The sequence below is a fragment of the Actinoplanes sp. CA-131856 genome (assembly GCF_050956135.1).
GTDB lineage: Bacteria > Actinomycetota > Actinomycetes > Mycobacteriales > Micromonosporaceae > Actinoplanes.
The window spans coordinates 1,710,323-1,725,519 of record NZ_CP191849.1; the positions used below are offsets into that span (position 1 = coordinate 1,710,323).

Genomic DNA, 15,197 nt, shown 5'->3' on the forward strand with positions numbered 1-15,197 from the left:
CGTAAGCCGCGCTAGGGGTGCCGATTCCGGCGATTCAGATCTCCAGCGCCTCGTTGGTCAGGCCGACGATCTCGTCGGTCAGGTCGGGCCGGGTGCGGAGCAGGTCCTCCAGGCGTACCCGCCACTTGCCGGCCTCGACGTCGGCCGCGTAGCGGTCGCCACCGGTCTCGACCAGCGCGGTGAGCAGCCGCTGGCGGGTGTCGGCGAAGTGGCCGTAGGTCTCGCTGCCGAGCCGGCGGAGCACCCGGGCGGCGAACGCCTCGGACTGCGGGCTGCCGGCGGCCCGGACGAAGGCCCGGGCCCCGTCCCACGCGACCCGTGGCTGGTGGATGACCATGGTCATGCTGGTGTCCTCCCGTGTTCGCATGGTCACCAAGCGTAGTAACCGGGGAAGACCCGGGACGACGGGTCGGCGGACGCGGTGACCTGTGTGATCAGGGTGCACCTTGGGGTGTGATGATCGCCATACCTGGACGATCACCAACCGGCGGGGGAGCACCGCCCGTCGGCGCCGACGGGCTCGACCTGGAGCGTGGCGTGCTCGATGTGGAAGTCGTCGTGCAGGGCGTCGCGGGCCGTGGAGAGCACGGTGCCGAGCTCGGCCGCCGGTTCCAGGCTCAGGTGGGCCGAGGCCACGTCCATGCCCGAGGTGAGGGTCCAGACGTGCAGGTCGTGCACGTCGCACACGCCCGGGACGGCGGCCAGGCGGGCCCGGACCCGGGTGATGTCCAGATGTTGCGGTGCGGCCTGGACCAGGATGCGCACGGCCGAGCGGCCGAGCGCGAAGGTGCGGGGCAGGATCAGCAGGGCCACGATGACGGCGACGATCGGGTCGGCGTACGACCAGCCGGTCAGCCCGATGATCGCGGCGGCCAGGATGACGCCGACCGAGCCGAGCAGGTCGCCGATCACCTCGAGGTAGGCCCCGCGGACGTTGATGCTCTCCTGCGCGCCCTCGCGGAGCAGCGCGAACGCGATCAGGTTGATGATCAGGCCGCCGACCGCGACAATCAGCATCGAGCCGGCCGGCACGTCCGGCGGGTCGGTGAAGCGGCGCACGGCCTGCACCACGACGAAGCCGGCCACGGCGGTGAGCAGCACGGCGTTGGCCAGCGCGGCCAGCACCTCGAGCCGGTAGAGGCCGAAGGTGCGCTGCGAGTCGGTGGCGGCGCGGCCGGCCGCGGTGATCGCGGCCAGGGCCATGGCGATGCCGAGGACGTCGGTGAACATGTGCCCGGCGTCGGAGAGCAGCGCCAGTGAGCCGGTCGCCCAGGCCGCGAGGGCCTCGACGACCATGAATCCGGTGAGCAGGCCGGCCGCCCACCACAGGCGCGAGCGATGCTTCGCTCCCGCCCTCAGCGCCTGACCTCCATGGTCGTGCCCGGCTCCCATGCGTCAACCTTCCGTCGGGCCGCTCGGCCTCCGCCAATGTATGCGGACATTGCTATATGTGCAAGGTCGAACCATTGTCAGACCCGTGGGGTATGAACTCTTGGACAAGTCAAAAGCCCCGCCTGGAAAGGACCTATCTCCGTGTCCAGACGTACCCTCGCGATTGTCATGGCAACGGTGCTCGCCGTCGTCGGCGCCGCGTCGCCCGCTGCCGCTCATTCCCCCTCCCGGGGGCCTTCCGTGCTCGCCCTGCCCGACGGGTTCCAGCCCGAGGGCATCGCCATCGGCGACAAGCCGTACGCCTACTTCGGCTCCCGGGTCGACGGCGACATCTACCGGGTCAGCCTCCGCACCGGCAAGGGGTCGGTGCTGAGCCAGGGTCCGGGCACCCAGTCGCTCGGCATGAAGATCGACAAGTACGGCCGGCTGTTCGTGGCCGGTGGCAACGGCGGCAACGCCCGGGTGATCGACACCCGCAGCGGTGCGGTGCTGAAGTCGTACACACTCCAGACCGTCCCGTCCTTCATCAACGACGTCGTGCTCACCGGCGGCGCCGCCTGGTACACCGACTCCACCAACCCCGTGCTGTTCAAGCTGCCGCTCGGCCGGCACGGCAAGCTGCCCGCGGCGCCGGTGGCGGTCCCGCTGACCGGTGACATCGCCTACACCACCGGGAACAACGCCAACGGCATCGCGCCCTCGCCCGACGGCAAGGCCCTGATCGTGGTGCAGAGCAACACCGGAAAGCTCTTCCGGGTGACGTACGACGGCAAAGCCACCCAGATCGCCCTCACCGGCACCGACCCCAGCGTGATCAACGGTGACGGTCTCTGGCTGCGCGGCCGCACGCTGTACGTCGTGCAGAACCGGCTCAACGTGATCACCAAGATCGAGCTGAACCGGTCCGGCACCGCGGGCACGGTCGTCTCGCGGACCGGCAACCCGAACTTCGACGTGCCGACCACCATCGCCGAGTACGGCAAGCGGTTCTACCTGCCGAACGCCCGCTTCACGACCCCGGCGACGCCGGAGACCACCTACACGGCGGTGCGAGTGCCGATTCCCTAGTTCGCGGGCAGCCAGTCCGCGACGGTTCCGACAGTGGTCAGGCGCTGGGTGGCCCGGGAGAGGGCGACGTAAAGGGTGCGGATGCCGGCCGCGTCCCCGGTGAGGGACGCCGGCTCGACCAGCACCACCGCGTCGTACTCCATGCCCTTGGCCTCCAGCGCCGTGACCACCTGGACCCGCTCCGGCAGGCCGGCCACCCAGCCGGCCATCTCGTCGCGGCGCGGCACCGGCGTGATCACGCCGATCGTCCCGTCGACGTCGGCCAACTGCTTCTCGGTCACCTCACGCACCAGATCGGGCAGCGCGGCGGCGCCGGCGACCAGGTCGACCGGGTCCACGCCGGTGCTGCGCACGGCCCGGGGCAGCGGCAGCTCGGGCATGATCGCCCGGATGACCTCGGCCGCCACCGCGAAGATCTCCGACGAGTTGCGGTAGTTCGTGGTCAGCGCGTAGCTGTTGCGCTTGCGGGAGCCGAGCGCGCGGTCGCGGGACCGGTCGAGCTCGGCCGGATCACCCGCCCAGGCCGTCTGCGCCGGATCACCGACGATCGTCCACGAGGCGTACGAGCCGCGGCGCCCGATCATGCGCCACTGCATCGGCGAGACGTCCTGCGACTCGTCGACCACCACGTGGGCGTAGTCCCGGTAGTCCTCCTCGCGCTGCACCTGCTGGGCCCGCTGCGCGGCCTGGCGGTCGGCGTAGGTGCTGACCTCCTGAATGCCGTCCCGCACGTGGAAGGGGTTCTTGGTCTTCTTGGCCGCCTGCCGGGGACGGCCCAGGATCTCGTCGAGCTCGTCCAGCAGCGCCACGTCGGCGATGGTCGGCCCCTCGGCCGCGAGCGCGTCGAACGACCCTTGCAGGCGGGCGATCTCCTCGCGGGAGAGGACCCCGTTGGCGTACGCCTTCAGGCGCGGCGCGACCGCGAGCCAGCGCAGCACCCGCATCGGCGTGAACCGCGGCCACCAGGCGCGCAGGAAGTCGCGGAAGTCACCCCGGTCGGCCAGCTCCGACTCGAACTCGCGCTTCTCCGGCAGACCGCTCACCTTGTGCTGGCGGGCCTGCGCCCACAGCGCGTCGAAGAGCCGGTCGAAGCCCACGCCGCGCACCTCGTTGCGCCGCGCCCCCCGGGGCAGCGCGGACCGGCGGATCTTGTCGAGCTCGTCCTTGCCGAGCCGCAGCAGCGTCCCCCGGTAGAGCAGGCGCAGCTCGGTCGGCCCGTCCGGCACGGCATCGTGCGAGGCCCGCTCGAGCACCCGGCGCATCCGCAGGGAGCCCTTGATGGCGGCGATGTCGCTCGGATCGACCCGGGTCGCGTCGAAGCCCGGCACGAGCGTGCCGAGAGACCGCAGGGTAGCCGTGTCCTCACCGAGCGACGGCAGCACGGTGGCGATGTATTCGACGAAAACGCCGGAGGGCCCGACGACGAGAATGCCGCCACCGGCGAACCGGTTGCGGTCGGAATAGAGCAGGTAGGCCGCGCGGTGCAGGGCGACGGCGGTCTTGCCGGTGCCCGGCCCGCCGGTCACGATCGTCACCCCGCCGGCCGGGCTGCGGATCGCGTCGTCCTGCTCGCGCTGAATCGTGGCGACGATGTCGCGCATGCCACGACCGGTCGCCTTGGACAGGCTGGCCAGCAGAGCACCGTCACCGACGACCCGCATGTCGGCCGGCGCGGCATCAGGGTCGAGCAGATCGTCCTCGATGCCGGTGACCCGCTCCCGGCTCGACTGGATCATCCGCCGGCGCACGACCCCGAGCGGCTCGGCCGCGGTGGCCCGGTAGAAGGCGGCAGCCGCGGGCGCCCGCCAGTCGACGACGAGGGGCTGCGAGCTGTCGTCGCGGATGCCCATGCGCCCCACGTAGTGGGTGGCGCCGGTCTTGAGGTCGAGCCGCCCGAAGACGAGCCCTTCGTACTCGGTGTCGAGAGCATGCCGGCGCCGGGCGGCGTGGAAGACCATGGCATCCCGCTCGACCAGGGCGCCGAAGTTACCGACGCCGGCGAGCTGGTAGCCCTCCTTCTCGGCGCGCGAGGCATCCCGGCGCAGCTCGGCGAGCCGGGAGTAAACCCGGTCCACGTGCTCCTGCTCGACCGCGATCTCCTGTTGCAGGACGGTGGCGTCGCTCAACTCCGTGGATCTCCCTATGTCCGCGCCCCCACGTGCAGGGGGCAATCGAACTTACTCCCCCCACGCACCCCGCGTCTGCTCCGACCCCCGGGTAAGGCGGGCCTTCCTCAAACCGTTGCCCACCGAAGGCCTCGAAAGATCGCAAGATCGCGTGAGGGGCCTGTGGACAACCCCGCGCTACGCGGCCTTGTCGAGGCGTTGTGTGGGGCGGCGGGTTCGCCGGGAGCGGATCGCCCTGCGGACGATCGTGGTCAGGGCGGCCGAGACGTCGTCCGGGCGTTCCAGGGTCAGCATGTGGCCGGCTCCGGGCAGGACGGTCAGGGTGGCGCCCGGCAGGGCCCCCGCGATCGACTCGGCGCACGCCGGTGGGGTCAGGCGGTCTCGTTCGCCGACCAGCACCGCGGCCGGGACGCCGCCCAGTGTGGCCAGCGTGTCGAGGCGCTGCTGGGCGCCGATCGAAGCCCGGAAACCGCCGATCGAGCGCAACGACGTGCGGCCCACGCAGCGCATCGTCACCTGCAGGGCCTGGTCGTCGAGGTCGTCGCCGAACAGCAGCCAGCGCACGGCCGGGCGCAACGCCGGCAGCAGCAGCCGGTGCGGGGACCACGGGCCGGACCGGGCGAGGACTCCCGCCCCCAGCGTCTCGCCGGCCCGCATCAGAGCGGCCAGGCGGGGCGGCAGGCCGTACCGGGTGTGGGTGTGGCCCTCGGCTGTTGTCGAGACAAAAAGAAGGCCGGCCACGCGGCCGGCGAACTCGTCGGGGTACGCGTGGGCGTACTCCATGATCGTCATCCCGCCCATCGAGTGCCCCGCGAGGACCACGGGGCCGCTGGGGGCGTACCGCCGAAGGACCTCGGCGAGATCTTCGCCGAGCCGGCTCAGAGTGGCGCCGCCGAGCTCGGTCGCGCCGGAGCGCCCGTGGCCCCGCGCGTCGTACGTGATCACGCGTGGCCGGCGCCGGCCGACGTGCTTCAGCGCGGCGACCTGCTGTCGCCAGGTACGCCGGTCGAGGCACCAGCCGTGCACGAGCACGACGGTGATCGGGGCGTCGGCCTCACCGTGGATCTCGACGTGCAGGTTCACGCCGTCGCTGAGGGTGAGCTCAGGCATCGGGGCACCTCCGGGAACTTGCGCGCCCCGTAGATACCCACGGGTATAAATCATCACTCCTGATCGACCGAATTGCCAGATCTCGGGACCTTCGGCCCTACCGCGGGGCCCGGCCGCACTTCGTGAGTTGCCTCGCACTCCCTGTTCACATCGCCGTGGGAGGAGAGAATCCTCGTATGACGACGGACCCGGCAGCCGCACCGAGCGCCCCGATCACTTCCGCAGCCGAAGCCCTGGCCGAGCTGCTGGCCGGCAACAAGCGATTCGTCTCGGGCCGCCCCGAGCACGGTCATCAGGTTGCCGCCGCGGCCGCCGCCTCGGGTGGCCAGCAGCCGCACGCCGTCGTGATCGGCTGCATCGACTCGCGGGTTCCCCTGGAGGCGATCTTCGACCAGACCTTCGGCTCGATCTGCGTGGTCCGCTCCGGCGCCCACGTGGTCGACCGCGCGGTCCTGGGCTCGGTCGGCTTCGCGGTGTCGGCCCTGGGCGTACCGCTGGTGGTGGTCCTCGGTCACAAGCGCTGCGGCGCCGTGGCGGCGACGGTGGACTCCCTGCGTGCGGGCGCCCATCCGGCGGGCGACATCGGATATCTGGTGGACGAGATCACCCCGGCCGTGCGCGCGGTCGGCGTGGACGACCCCGACGCCCCCGAGAAGGCCATGCGGGCTCACGTGAGCCGGACGGTCCGCCGCATGCAGACGATCGACGTGGTGGCCGACGCCATCACGGCCGGTCAGGCCGACGTGGTGGGCGCCGTCTACGACCTCGACACCGGCCTGGTCGAGATCCTGCCCTGACGCCCGTTTTATTAGCTTTGTCCAACGATGCGCCCGGATGATCTCCGTGGGCTGATCTTCAGCAGACGCAAAAAGGCGCCTCTCGGCCACAAGGGCGAGAGGCGCCTTTCGCTGTACGTCTGGGGCCGCGACCCGGCCAGCCCGTCCGCCCGGTGAGAGCGGGACGGGTTCAGCCGTCAGCCGTCACGTCCATGTGACGGCTGACCGCGGCGTCGAGAGGGCTCAGCCCTCGAAGACACCGGCCTCGGCGAGGCGCTTCTCGGTGGCGTCCCATCCGTCCTGCGGGTGGGCGGTCCCGAGGGCCTCGAGCTCGGCGCGGATCTTGGCGCCGTGGCCCGCGGCGGCGAGGAGACGGATCTCCTCGACGAACGCCTCGGAGTCGGTCTTGAGGTGCGCGGTCTTGCCGTTGGTCAGGTTGCGCACGTACGCGAAGCGGCCGTTGGCGAGCGGGATGAGGTACTTGTACTCGCCCAGCACGCTGAGGGCGCCGCCCGAACCCTGTCCGGCGCGGACTGATGCGCGGGCGGTCTTTGAGGTGTTGCTCGCCACGGCGGGACTCCTTGAGGAAAACAGAAAAAAGGCCGTACTAACTCTACACGATGCCGGGCTGACCGTGCCGTCCGAGCAGGTTGAGGCGTTGTAACGGGTGTGCCACTACGGCCGATCCGATGTCGATGTTGCCGATTCTCTGGCGCACCATCAGTACCAACCGGCATCATGGGACACGATCAACCGCGGTCGAGGTCGTAGGGGAAGACGCACCTCGGTCTCCGGGAGGTCACCGTGCCAACGTGTGGCGTCGTATACGTCCACTCGACTCCACTCGCCGTGTGCCAGCACGTCGAGTGGGCGATCGCGCGTGTGCTGACCGCGCCGGTCACCCTGCACTGGACCGCGCAGCCGGTTGATCCCGGCGCGCGGCGGGCCGAGTGCAGCTGGACCGGGCGGGCCGGCACAGGCGCCGAGCTGGCTGCTGCCCTCCGGCAGTGGCCCATGATCCGTTTCGAGGTAACCGAGGAACCCAGCCCCGGCGTCGACGGCGAGCGCTTCATGCACGTCCCGGGCCGCGGCTTGTTCCACGGGGTCATGGGCGCTTCCGGGGACATCCAGATCGGCGAGGACAGGCTGCGCGCGATCATGGCCTCCGCGCGAGCGCCGGAGGCCCTTTCCCATGCCCTGGAAAAGGCGCTGGGCACCGCCTGGGACGCCGAGCTGGAGCCTTACCGGTACGCCGGCGACGGCGCCCCTGTCACACTTCTGACCCGCGTCGGCTGACCCCGCCCCCCGCTGGGCGGGGTTGGACCGGTGCTGCTTCGATGACTGGCGTGATGAGGACAGCTCGCGTCGGTCTGGTCGTGCCCCTGCTTCTCGCGGCGGCGGCGTGCAGCGACGAATCCGCGCCGGCCGCCGCCCCTCCGCAACAGAGCGTGTCCGCGGCGCCATCACCCTCCGTCGCATCGAGTGATCCCGTGGCGGCCGCTCTGGGCCAGATGTCCGACGCTGATCTCGCCGGGCAGGTGCTGATGCCGTACGCCTATGGCAGCTCCGCGACCAGCGTCGACAAGACCTCGGCGGCCGGCAATCAGGGGCTGGCCGGTGTGAACACCCCCGCCGAGATGATCGCCAAGTTCCACCTGGGCGGCCTCATCCTGGTCAGCTTCACCGCGCAGGACCCGACCGGCGCCACCAACCCGACCACCAACGTCGAGAACCCGAAGCAGGTGCGCGAACTCACCGACGGCCTCCAGGCCGCGGCCGCGCGGACCCCCGGCGGCGCCCCGCTGATGATCGGCATCGACCAGGAGTACGGCGTGGTCACCCGCATAACCAACGGCGTCACCATGCTCCCGTCGGCGATGGCGGCCGGCGCCGCCGCCAAGCCGCAGCTGACCGAGAACGCCTGGCACGCGGCCGGCGAGGAACTCGCCGCCATGGGCGTGACCGCCGACTTCGCCCCCGTCGCCGACACCCTCGGCCCACCGGACAACACGGTGATCGGCTCCCGCTCGTTCGGCGCCGACGCCAAGGCCAACGCGGCCCAGGTCGCCGCCGCCGTCCTCGGCCTCCAGAAGGCCGGCGTCGTGGCCGGCCTGAAGCACTTCCCCGGCCACGGCCACACGAGCGGCGACAGCCACGACAGCCTGCCGGTGGTCACCCAGAGCCGTGCCGCCTGGGACACCCAGGACGCGCCCCCGTTCCGCTCCGGCATAGACGCCGGCGCCGGCATCATCATGTCCGGCCACTTGGACGTTCAGGCTCTGGACAAGGGCGTACCCGCCACCTTCTCCAAGAAGGTCATGACCGACGAGCTGAGAGGCCGCCTCAAGTTCACCGGCGTAGCCGTGACCGACGCCATGAACATGCCCCCGGCCATGAAGTGGCCCCCCGGCGAGGCGGCGGTCCGAGCCCTCAACGCCGGCAACGACATGCTCCTGATGCCGCCTGACATCACCGCCGCCCGCGACGGCATCGTGGCGGCCTTGAAGGACGGCTCCCTGAAGCGTGACCGCCTGGTGGAGGCGGTGACCCGGATCCTCACCTTGAAGCTCCGCAAGCCCACGGCCCCGCGCCCCGACATCACCACCGTCGGTTCCCCCGCACACGCGGCCGCCGTGGCCCCCTTGGCCACCGCCGCGGTGACCGTCCTCCGGGGCGCGTGCTCAGGCCCTCTGGCCACCGGCCCGGTCTCGGTCTCAGCCGACGACATCCGAAAGACCGCCAAGCTCACCCTGACCAAGGAGCTCCAGGCCGCCGGCCTCACAGTCCAGCCCACCGGCGGCACAGTGATCCGCCTGGTCGGCTACGGCGACAAGCCCACCGACCTGGACCAGACAGCCGCGATCACGATCGCCATGGACACCCCTCACGTACTAACTGCTTCAACCTCCAAAACCTTGATTGCCACGTACTCCTCCAGCCGCCTCTCCTTGACCGCAGCCGCCCAGTTGATAGCCGGCAAGACAAAGCCCCAGGGCACCTCCCCGGTCCCCGTCAAGTCCCTGCCCACCACAGCCTGCCCCGCCTGACCCTCACAGCTCTCGGCCGGGCCGTGAAAGGGATATCCCGCGCGACCGGCCTGGAATTGCCGACCAGCCCACCACTCAGCCTGGCCTGCGTGGCGTGCTCCCTCACCCGCACCCCAGCGCGGACGCGAACAACAACCCACCAGAACCGCAAGGTGACCGCCACCCGGCCCCGCGCCCAGCCGCCGGCGACCACACACCTGGCAGTGACCTGCTCCCCGGCAAGGTTGGGGGGATGGGGTGACCACTCGAGGCATAAAGCGCTCCCCAGCCAGCCCGAGTGGTCACCCCATCCCCCCAACCGTCGTGCGTAAGAAAGCCCCACAAATACAGCTGGAGCCGATCCCACCACGGGGACCGGCTCCAGGTTCGAAGCAATGTCAGGCTCGGGTGAACACCAGAGCCACGTTGTGCCCACCAAAGCCGAACGAGTTGTTCATGGCGGCCGGAATGTCCAAGGGCCGTGCCTTGTGCGCCGCCACGTCCAGGTCCAGCCGGTCGTCCGGGTCGTCCAGGTTGATCGTCGGCGGGACCACGCCGTCGCGGATCGCCAGGATCACGGCGATCGACTCCAGGGCCCCGGCCGCGCCCAGCAGGTGGCCCGACATCGACTTCGTCGACGTCAGCACCGGGTGGGTGCCGACCGCCGCCTTGATGCCCACGATCTCGCCCATGTCGCCGACCGGTGTCGACGTCGCGTGGGCGTTCACGTGGACGATGTCGGCGCCCGTCAGGCCCGCGTCGCGGATCGCGCGGCTCATCGCCCGCGCGCCGCCCTTGCACTCCGGGTCCGGCTGGACGATGTCGAAGCCGTCCGACGTGATTCCCGCACCCGCCAGCCTGGCGTAGATGCGTGCGCCCCGTGCCTTCGCGTGGTCCTCACGCTCCAGCACCACCGCGCCCGCTCCCTCGCCGAACACGAACCCGTCCCGGCCCTTGTCCCACGGGCGGGACGCCTTCTCCGGGTCGTCGTTGCGTGTCGACATCGCCCGCATGTTGGCGAAGCCGGCGAACGGCAGCGGGTGGATGACCGCCTCGGTGCCGCCGGCCAGGACCATGTCGGCCCGGCCGCTGCGGATGATGTCCAGGCCCAGCGCCATGGCCTCCGCGCCCGTCGCGCACGCGCTGGCCATCGCGTGGACGCCCGCCTGCGCGCCCAGCTCGATGCCGACCCACGCCGCCGGGCCGTTCGGCATCAGCATCGGGACCGTGTGCGGGCTGACCTTGCGCTGACCGGACGCCTCGAGGATGTCGTCCTGGTTGAGGAGGGTGAGCGCGCCACCGATGCCGCTGCCGAGGCTGACGGCGAGGCGCTCCTTGTCGATCTCCGCGCCTTCGAGGCCCGCGTCGGCCCAGGCCTGCTTCGCGGCGATCAGGGCGATCGCCTCGGAGCGGTCGAGCCGGCGCATCTTGACCCGGTCGATGACCTCGGAGGGCTCGACCTTCAGCTGCGCGGCGATCTTGACTGTGAGCTGGTCGGCCCACTCCGCGGTGATGCGACTCACCCCGGAGCGGCCGGCGAGCATGGCGTCCCAGGTGGACGCGACGTCCCCGCCCAACGGGGTGGTCGCGCCGAGCCCGGTGACGACGACGTCGACGTTGCTCATGTCAGTGGTTCGCCTCGATGTAGCTCACCGCGTCACCGACGGTCTTGAGGTTCTGGACCTCGTTGTCGGGGATCTTGACGCCGAACTTCTCCTCGGCGGCCACCACGACCTCGACCATGGACAGCGAGTCGACGTCCAGGTCGTCGGTGAAGGACTTACCCTCGGCGACGTCGTCCGGGTTCACCCCGGCGACCTCCTCGAGGATCTCGGCGAGGCCGGAGGTGATCTCTTCGCGTGAAGCCATTACAGGTGTTTCCTCTCAATGGTGGGGACTGAGGGTTATTCAGGGCCCACCTTGAGTGGCACCCAGCCGCGGGCCCGGCGGTTAGGTCTCCACCGCCCTGAATAATCCTCATTGCTCCGTACAGGACGATCAACTGCTCAGGGGCAGCGGACGACCTGGCCGGCGTAGGTGAGACCGCCGCCGAAGCCGAAGAGCAGGACCGGGGCGCCCGAGGGCACCTCGCGGCGCTCGACCAGCTTGGACAGGGCCAGCGGCACGCTCGCCGCCGAGGTGTTGCCGGAGTGGACCAGGTCCTTGGCCACGACCACGTCGGGGCCGAGACCGAGCCGCTTGACGATACCGTCGATGATCCGGGTGTTCGCCTGGTGCGGCACGAACGCGGCCAGCTCGGACGGGGCCACCCCGGCCCGCTCGCAGACCTGGAGCGCGAACGGCGCCAGCTCGGTGGTGGCCCAGCGGAAGACCGTCTGGCCCTCCTGCTTGATGTAGGGCTGCCAGCCCTCGATGAGCAGGGCGTCGCCCTTTTCGGGGGCCGAGCCCCACAGCACCGGGCCGACGGCCGGCTCTTCGCCGTCGGGCACGGCGGTGACGACCGCGGCGCCCGCGCCGTCGCCGAACAGGACGGCCGTGGTGCGGTCGGTCCAGTCGGTGACGTCGGAGAGCTTCTCGGCGCCGATGACGATGGCGTTGCGGGCGGCGCCGGCGCGGATCGCGTGGTCCACCGTGCCGAGGGCGTAGCTGAAGCCGGAGCAGGCGGTGTTGAGGTCGTACGCCGCCGGAGCCTTGACGCCGAGACGGGCCGCGACCCGGCTCGCGACGTTGGGGCAGCGGTCGATGGACGAGCAGGTGGCGACCGTGACGAGGTCGATGTCGGCCGCGGTCAGGCCGGACGCGGCCAGCGCCTTCTCGGCGGCGAAGGTGGCCATGTCGGCCACGGTCTCCCCGTCGGCGATGCGCCGCTCGGCGATGCCGACCCGGCTCTTGATCCACTCATCGTTGGTGTCGATCGTCGCGGCCAGGTCGTCATTGGTGACGATGCGCGAGGGCTGGTAGTGCCCCATCGCGACGATGCGGGAACCCGCGGTCATGATCATGCTCCTTTGTGGCGAGCTGAGTGCCGGGCGACCAGGTCGCGGGCGGCGGGCAGGTCGTCGGGGGTGTTGAGGGTGACGATCTCGGGGGCCCCGTTGCCCTTGAGCTCGCGCTTGACCAGGCCGGCCAGGGTGCCGGCGGGCGGCAGCTCGATCACGCCGGTGACGCCGAGGCCGGCCAGCGACTTCATGCACAGGTCCCAGCGCACGGGCGCGGTGACCTGGCGGACGAGTCGCTGCACCATCTCGGCGCCGTCGGTGACGGCGGTGCCGTCGAGGTTGGAGAGCAGGGTGCGCGCCGGGTTCCCGGCGCTGATGCCACCGGCGACGGCGGCGAGGGCGGTTTCGGCCGTTTGCATGTACGGCGTGTGGAAGGCCCCGGCGACCTCGAGCGCCCGGACCCGCGCCTTCTCGGGCGGGTCGGCGGCCAGCGCGGCGAGACCGTCGAGCGACCCGGCCGCGACGACCTGGCCGGCGGCGTTGCGGTTGGCCGGGTGCAGGCCGTGCTTCTCGATGGCCGCGAGCACCTCGTCGGGGTCGCCGCCGAGGACGGCGCTCATGCCGGTCGGCTCGAGGGCACAGGCGGCGGCCATCTCGCGGCCGCGCAGCCCGGCCAGCGCGACGGCGGCCTCGGACGGCAGCACGCCGGCCAGGGCGGCCGCGGCGAGCTCGCCCACGCTGTGCCCGGCGACCAGGTCCACGCCGTCGAGCGGAAGCTCGGAGCCGGCCAGCAGGGCGGCGGCCACCAGGAGGGGCTGCGTACGAGCGGTGTCCTTGATCTCGTCGGCGCCGGCCGACGTGCCGAGGTGCACCAGGTCGACGCCGGCCAGCACCGACCACCAGCGCAGTTTGGTCTCGGCGCCGGGGAGGTCGAGCCACGGAGTCAGGAAGCCGGGCTTCTGGGAACCCTGGCCGGGGGAAAGTACGGCGAGCACGTCTTCGACTCTTCCGGATAGGTCGCCGTTGCGGGGTTGCTGACGGCGACGAAACCCTACGACGGCTGTTGTAGGAACTCTACAAGTCGGTGAGCTATGTCGCAGGGTCGAGGCGACCGACGGCCAGCGCCAGCCGCAGGGCGAACGCGTCACGTCCGTCCAGGGGCGACAGCCCGGTGACTTCGGCCACCCTTTTGAGGCGGTAGCGAATCGTGTTCGGGTGCACGAACAACTCCCGGGCCGCACTCTCGAGTACCCCGCCCGCGGCGAAGAAAGCGTCAAGCGTGTCGAGGAGTCCGCCGCCGGCCCGCGACAGCGCCCCGTACGCGTCGTGCCGTAGTTTGCGCCGCGCCTCCATGTCGCCGGCCAGGGTCCGCTCGGGCAGCAGGTCGTCGGCCGACACCGGGTTGGGCGCGCCCGGCCAGGCCGGCGCCGCCCGGAAGCCGGCCAGCGCGGCCCGCGCCGACTCGGTGGCCTGGTCGAGCGAGGGCACCGCCGGGCCGACCACGATCGGGCCCTCGCCGAAGCTGGCGGCCAGGGCGGTCGCGGTCGCCACCGGGTCGGCGGCGCCGCCCATCACCACGACCAGCCGGTCGCCGTGCACGCCGCCGATCACCTCGATGCGGGCGCGGCGGGCGGCCCGGTAGACCGCGTGGAGCACGGCGGTGATGTCGCCGCCGGGGGAGCGGCCGACCACGACCGCGACCGGCGGGGCGTCGGCCCAGCCGAGGGCGGCGGCCCGGCTGGCCAGCACGTCGGAGGAGTCGCCACGCAGCAGCGCGTCCACGAGCAGGGCCTGGAGGCGGGCGTCCCAGGCGCCGCGGGACTCGGCCGCACGGGCGTACACCCGGGCCGCCGAGAAGGCGATCTCGCGGGAGAATTTGAGGATGGCCTGGAGCAGCGGCTCCTCCTCGCCGGGGGCGGCCAGCGCGGCCACCTCGGCCTCGGCGACGTCGATGGTCACCTTGATCAACTGGACGGTCTGCGTCAGCGTGATCGATCGGGCCAGGGCCCGTGGCGCGGCCGCGAAGACCTCGTCGGAGATCTCCTGCGTGCTGTCCTCGGTGGCGCCGCCGGAGCGCAGCCACTCGACCAGCGACCGTACGCCGGCCTGGGCCACCAGCATGACCCAGGAGCGCTGGTCGGCCGGGAGGGCCCGGAACCAGGGCAGGGTCTCGTCCATGCGGGCGACGGCCGAGGTGGCGAGGGACCCGGCGTGCCGTTCGATCCGGCGCAGGGTCTCGGCCGGTGGGGGTTTCGCCGATGACACGCCCACAGCCTGCCACGTCGGCGCCGCCGTGGAAAAAGTGGCGATTTGGGTTATTTGTCCGGTGTAGCGGTGCGCCTCTCCCGTGATTTCGGTCGGTGACCTGGCAAGGTGTCGTCCTAGCGTCGCCAGATTCGCGTCCGCCCCCGGTAAAGCGAGGGCCGCGTGCTGCCGATGAAAGACCGCGAGAGGGTGAGGAGGCGAGATGACGGAACGGGAGAACTGGCCGCTCGGCGAGGGTGAGCCCGCGCCGGAGGGCTCGCTGCCGATGGCGACCGTGGACGAGACGGACGCCGAGGTCGTGCCGGTGCCGAGCCGGGGCGGCTGCCGCACCGAACTGCACGGCTGGGCCGGCGCCCACCTGCACGGTGCCGTGCGCCCCCGCCGCCGCGCCGCCGGCCGGGGCCGCCCGCCGGGCCGCTGGTGCTGAGCTGTAGCGCCATTCGCTGAACCTCGCAAATCGGGCAGTATGAGAGGCGAAGCGGTGCAAGGACGCAGGGGCTGAAGCGCATGGGCGCAAGGCTGAAGCGGCGCATG

Annotated in this window: 15 protein-coding genes; 5 read left to right on the forward strand and 10 right to left on the reverse strand. The window is 71.4% G+C overall.

What is annotated here, in order from left to right:
- Positions 1–34 precede the first annotated feature (34 nt).
- Positions 35–367 carry a hypothetical protein gene (locus ACQP2X_RS08255; protein ID WP_498695478.1) on the reverse strand — a complete coding sequence of 111 codons (333 nt, stop codon included), beginning with the start codon at positions 365–367 and terminating at the stop codon, positions 35–37.
- Positions 368–477: 110 nt separating this feature from the next.
- A complete protein-coding gene (locus ACQP2X_RS08260) occupies positions 478–1,392 on the reverse strand; it encodes a cation diffusion facilitator family transporter (protein WP_498695480.1) in 915 nt (304 codons plus the stop codon).
- Between the two features lie 168 nt (positions 1,393–1,560).
- Here ACQP2X_RS08260 and ACQP2X_RS08265 point away from each other — a divergent pair, with 168 nt between their 5' ends.
- A complete protein-coding gene (locus tag ACQP2X_RS08265; protein WP_498695481.1) occupies positions 1,561–2,460 on the forward strand; it encodes an SMP-30/gluconolactonase/LRE family protein in 900 nt (299 codons plus the stop codon).
- On the opposite strand, the gene ACQP2X_RS08270 is transcribed toward ACQP2X_RS08265, so the two are convergent.
- Positions 2,457–4,586: a HelD family protein gene (locus tag ACQP2X_RS08270; protein WP_498695483.1), complete on the reverse strand. Its 2,130-nt coding sequence runs from the start codon at positions 4,584–4,586 to the stop codon at positions 2,457–2,459. The genes ACQP2X_RS08265 and ACQP2X_RS08270 overlap by 4 nt on opposite strands.
- Positions 4,587–4,763: 177 nt before the next feature.
- A complete protein-coding gene (locus tag ACQP2X_RS08275) occupies positions 4,764–5,696 on the reverse strand; it encodes an alpha/beta fold hydrolase (protein WP_498695485.1) in 933 nt (310 codons plus the stop codon).
- A 176-nt stretch (positions 5,697–5,872) separates the two neighbouring features.
- On the opposite strand from ACQP2X_RS08275, the gene ACQP2X_RS08280 reads away from it, so the two are divergent.
- Positions 5,873–6,493 (forward strand): carbonic anhydrase, encoded by a 621-nt coding sequence (locus ACQP2X_RS08280; RefSeq protein WP_498695487.1) that lies wholly within the window; start codon positions 5,873–5,875, stop codon positions 6,491–6,493.
- 222 nt (positions 6,494–6,715) lie between these two features.
- On the opposite strand, the gene ACQP2X_RS08285 is transcribed toward ACQP2X_RS08280, so the two are convergent.
- Positions 6,716–7,042 (reverse strand): hypothetical protein, encoded by a 327-nt coding sequence (locus ACQP2X_RS08285; protein WP_097320128.1) that lies wholly within the window; start codon positions 7,040–7,042, stop codon positions 6,716–6,718.
- A 234-nt stretch (positions 7,043–7,276) separates the two neighbouring features.
- Here ACQP2X_RS08285 and ACQP2X_RS08290 point away from each other — a divergent pair, with 234 nt between their 5' ends.
- Both ACQP2X_RS08290 and ACQP2X_RS08295 read left to right on the forward strand, forming a co-directional pair.
- The gene (locus ACQP2X_RS08290; protein ID WP_498695489.1) at positions 7,277–7,768 is read left to right on the forward strand and encodes a DUF3145 domain-containing protein; all 492 of its coding nucleotides are present in this window, start codon (positions 7,277–7,279) and stop codon (positions 7,766–7,768) included.
- A gap of 41 nt (positions 7,769–7,809) precedes the next feature.
- Entirely contained in the window at positions 7,810–9,519 is a 1,710-nt protein-coding gene (locus tag ACQP2X_RS08295; RefSeq protein WP_498695490.1) for a glycoside hydrolase family 3 N-terminal domain-containing protein, read from the forward strand.
- Positions 9,520–9,896: 377 nt separating this feature from the next.
- Here the strand turns inward: ACQP2X_RS08295 and fabF are convergent, their stop codons facing one another.
- The 5 genes from fabF to ACQP2X_RS08320 all read right to left on the reverse strand — a co-directional run bounded on the left by fabF (position 9,897) and on the right by ACQP2X_RS08320 (position 14,663).
- The gene (gene fabF, locus ACQP2X_RS08300) at positions 9,897–11,123 is read right to left on the reverse strand and encodes a beta-ketoacyl-ACP synthase II (RefSeq protein ID WP_498695492.1); all 1,227 of its coding nucleotides are present in this window, start codon (positions 11,121–11,123) and stop codon (positions 9,897–9,899) included.
- A 1-nt stretch (position 11,124) separates the two neighbouring features.
- Positions 11,125–11,367, reverse strand: a complete 243-nt coding sequence (locus ACQP2X_RS08305; RefSeq protein ID WP_097320124.1) for an acyl carrier protein — start codon at positions 11,365–11,367, stop codon at positions 11,125–11,127.
- Positions 11,368–11,504: 137 nt separating this feature from the next.
- On the reverse strand, positions 11,505–12,455 hold the full coding sequence (locus ACQP2X_RS08310) for a beta-ketoacyl-ACP synthase III (protein ID WP_498695494.1): 951 nt from the start codon (positions 12,453–12,455) through the stop codon (positions 11,505–11,507).
- A gap of 2 nt (positions 12,456–12,457) precedes the next feature.
- Positions 12,458–13,393, reverse strand: coding sequence for an ACP S-malonyltransferase (locus ACQP2X_RS08315; protein WP_498695495.1), 936 nt, complete (start codon positions 13,391–13,393; stop codon positions 12,458–12,460).
- Positions 13,394–13,487: 94 nt separating this feature from the next.
- Positions 13,488–14,663, reverse strand: coding sequence for a PucR family transcriptional regulator (locus ACQP2X_RS08320; RefSeq protein WP_498695496.1), 1,176 nt, complete (start codon positions 14,661–14,663; stop codon positions 13,488–13,490).
- A 202-nt stretch (positions 14,664–14,865) separates the two neighbouring features.
- Here ACQP2X_RS08320 and ACQP2X_RS08325 point away from each other — a divergent pair, with 202 nt between their 5' ends.
- Positions 14,866–15,090 carry a hypothetical protein gene (locus ACQP2X_RS08325; RefSeq protein ID WP_498657851.1) on the forward strand — a complete coding sequence of 75 codons (225 nt, stop codon included), beginning with the start codon at positions 14,866–14,868 and terminating at the stop codon, positions 15,088–15,090.
- Positions 15,091–15,197 lie beyond the last annotated feature (107 nt).

Coding starts and splice junctions, on each gene's coding strand:
- ACQP2X_RS08255 (WP_498695478.1), bottom strand. CDS start 367: ATGCGAACACGGGAGGACACCAGCATGACCATGGTCATCCACCAGCCA.
- ACQP2X_RS08260 (WP_498695480.1), bottom strand. CDS start 1,392: ATGGGAGCCGGGCACGACCATGGAGGTCAGGCGCTGAGGGCGGGAGCG.
- ACQP2X_RS08265 (WP_498695481.1), top strand. CDS start 1,561: ATGGCAACGGTGCTCGCCGTCGTCGGCGCCGCGTCGCCCGCTGCCGCT.
- ACQP2X_RS08275 (WP_498695485.1), bottom strand. CDS start 5,696: ATGCCTGAGCTCACCCTCAGCGACGGCGTGAACCTGCACGTCGAGATC.
- ACQP2X_RS08280 (WP_498695487.1), top strand. CDS start 5,873: ATGACGACGGACCCGGCAGCCGCACCGAGCGCCCCGATCACTTCCGCA.
- ACQP2X_RS08295 (WP_498695490.1), top strand. CDS start 7,810: ATGACTGGCGTGATGAGGACAGCTCGCGTCGGTCTGGTCGTGCCCCTG.
- fabF (WP_498695492.1), bottom strand. CDS start 11,123: ATGAGCAACGTCGACGTCGTCGTCACCGGGCTCGGCGCGACCACCCCG.
- ACQP2X_RS08305 (WP_097320124.1), bottom strand. CDS start 11,367: ATGGCTTCACGCGAAGAGATCACCTCCGGCCTCGCCGAGATCCTCGAG.
- ACQP2X_RS08310 (WP_498695494.1), bottom strand. CDS start 12,455: ATGACCGCGGGTTCCCGCATCGTCGCGATGGGGCACTACCAGCCCTCG.
- ACQP2X_RS08325 (WP_498657851.1), top strand. CDS start 14,866: ATGACGGAACGGGAGAACTGGCCGCTCGGCGAGGGTGAGCCCGCGCCG.